Source organism: Paenibacillus sp. OT2-17, assembly GCF_009827695.1.
Classification (GTDB): Bacteria; Bacillota; Bacilli; order Paenibacillales; family Paenibacillaceae; genus Paenibacillus; species Paenibacillus polymyxa_B.
The window spans coordinates 1-1979 of record NZ_WUDQ01000640.1 but is presented as its reverse complement, the minus strand read 5'-3'; the positions used below and the strand labels follow the sequence as shown (position 1 = coordinate 1979).

Annotated in this window: 2 protein-coding genes and 1 pseudogene; all 3 read left to right on the top strand. The window is 48.7% G+C overall.

All coding sequences use genetic code 11. The features are described 5' to 3' along the window. Window positions 1-295 (top strand): SpoVA/SpoVAEb family sporulation membrane protein (locus GRP75_RS25605; RefSeq protein ID WP_160790734.1); only part of this gene is annotated, 295 nt, incomplete at its 5' end. A 214-nt stretch (window positions 296-509) separates the two neighbouring features. After that, entirely contained in the window at window positions 510-1469 is a 960-nt protein-coding gene (locus GRP75_RS25600; RefSeq protein WP_028540432.1) for an AAA family ATPase, read from the top strand. A gap of 3 nt (window positions 1470-1472) precedes the next feature. Then, window positions 1473-1979: pseudogene (locus tag GRP75_RS25595) on the top strand (DUF58 domain-containing protein); the annotation flags it as partial.

Here is a 1979-nt window from a genome sequence, read left to right as displayed (position 1 = left end):
GGATGTGTTCAAAATGACGCCGGCACATACGATGAGTACGTTGGTAGTTGCAGGTGCAATTGCTGATGCTGTTGGGATATACGATCCGCTTATTAAATTTGCAGGGGCGGGTGCGACTATTCCAATTACCAGTTTTGGTAACTCACTTGTACACGGCGCATTAACCGAATTGGAGAAGGACGGATGGTTGGGTGTCATTACAGGGATCTTTAGTCTGACAAGTGCAGGAATTTCCTCTGCGATTATTTTCTCTTTTCTGGCATGCTTGTTTGTTCGTCCAAAAGGAAGCATATAAAGGCAGCGTACTTTAGATTTGACATAGTAAAATAAATAACTGTATACATGTGCCCTTCGGATTAATGTCCGAAGGGTTTTTAATTGTTCGGCACATGAAAGATCGAAAGAAGGATGGAGTATGAATAATACGGGCAGGGGGTTGAGTGTACTCTGTGCCCACCTTCATGTACAATAATAGGAAACATGTTGCTATCTAGGAGGTTTACAGAGCTATGCCCGTACGTCAAGAATCTGTGCAGATTGTATCTGCAATCCGTTCTAATCTGGAATCATGTATATTAGGTAAATCCTTTGAAATAAAATTACTGCTTACGGCTATGCTGGCGGGTGGACACATTCTGATCGAGGACGTTCCGGGTACGGGGAAAACGCAAATGATCAAGGCTCTTGCCAAATCCATGCGCGGCGATTACCGCCGTGTTCAATGTAATCCTGATATTCTCCCGAGTGATATTACAGGGGTATCCATATTTCATCCACGGGACGAGCGTTTTTATTTCCGTCCGGGTCCTGTGATGACTAATATTTTGCTGGCGGACGAAATTAACCGAGCGACGACGAAAACCCAGTCGGCTCTGCTGGAGGTTATGGAGGAACGCAGTGTGACGGTGGATGGGGACACGCATATGTTGCCTCATCCTTTTATGCTGTGTGCGACACAAAATCCGATTGATTTTGAAGGCACTTATATGTTGCCGGAAGCACAGTTAGATCGTTTTATGCTCAAAATCAGCTTGGGTTATCCTGACATGGAGACGGAGCGAAACATGCTGCTTCATCATCAGGCAGGCCAGCCAGCAGACCGTCTGGAGGCTGTAGCTCATATGGAGCAGGTTGCTGACATCCAGCAGGAAATTAGAGGAATTTATATGGACGAAGCAGTGACGTCCTATTTACTTGATATCGTGCGTGCGACAAGAGAACATCCATCCGTGCTGCTGGGAGCTAGCCCCCGGGCGGCGCTTGCTTTTGTAATGGCTGCGAAGGCATACGCTTTTCTGGACAACCGTGACTATGTGCTGCCTGATGATGTGAAGGCGCTGGCACCTTATGTGCTAACGCATCGTTTGTTGCTGCGTCCCGAGGCGCGTCTGGATAGTTCCAATGCTCAGTCCGTGCTCCAAGCTGTCCTTCGGCAGGTTCATGTACCCGTACGAATGGAGCGTCCTTAGGGAATGAATATGGTCAAAAGGAAGCGCAGGCTTCCCCGGCTGTCAGGCCGCATCTGGCTTCTGGTGGTCATATGGGTGGTGTGCCTGCTATATTTGTTGTTTCAGGGCGGCAAGACGTCGGTCATGCTGTTGTCTATGGTTACGCTGTTAATCGTTTATTTATGGATCGTTGGTCTGAGCGGAGTTCGCCGTGTGCAAGGCTCCCGGCAGCTTTCGCAAGGCTCGGAGTTTGGAGAACTGCTGCATGCGGGAGATCAGGTGCATGTAAAGCTGAGCCTCAGCATTCCTGGTTTTCTTCCGTTACCCTATGTCATTGTCCGTGAGGTCCTCAAGCGGCATACAGGTGAATCCTGGTCGTTTGAGGACAGTGTCATTCCCAGTCTAAAAGGGGGCGGTCAGCTTACATTTCAGACTCCCGCTTTAGAGCGAGGAAGCTACCACTTTGAGGAAACTGAATGTGTGAGTGAGGACATCTTCGGTCTGTTAGAGCACAAAGGCAGCTTGAACGCA

What these genes read in the sequence shown, in the direction of transcription:
- GRP75_RS25600 (WP_028540432.1), top strand. Translation starts at nt 510, where the DNA reads ATGCCCGTACGTCAAGAATCTGTGCAGATTGTATCTGCAATCCGTTCT.